This is a genomic window from Acidovorax sp. HMWF029 (genome assembly GCF_003060895.1).
Classification (GTDB): Bacteria; Pseudomonadota; Gammaproteobacteria; order Burkholderiales; family Burkholderiaceae_C; genus Acidovorax.
The window spans coordinates 2374-2631 of record NZ_QAIH01000329.1 but is presented as its reverse complement, the minus strand read 5'-3'; the positions used below and the strand labels follow the sequence as shown (position 1 = coordinate 2631).

General features: G+C 71.3%; 1 pseudogene. It reads right to left on the bottom strand.

The window, feature by feature from the left end:
• Positions 1 to 258 (bottom strand): annotated as a pseudogene (locus DBR12_RS21870) (hypothetical protein); the annotation flags it as partial.

Genomic DNA, 258 nt, shown 5'->3' with positions numbered 1-258 from the left:
GTGATGCGGTGGTCCCAGCGCCGCATCAGCATGCCTTCGCCGTTGTCGCGCAGTGTGGGCCAGCCGCCGGCCTGCGCAGGCGCCTCAATGGAAATGCGCACGGTTTGTGGGCCCATGGGCAGCAGGCCCAGCAGCCACATCTGCACGCGCAGGTTGCCGGGGGACCAGTGGGTGGGCCAGGGCGCGCCGCCGGGGCGCTTGAACCGCACCAGCGGCGCCGTGATATGGCGGAACACGGCGGTGCTTTGCAGCTGCGCC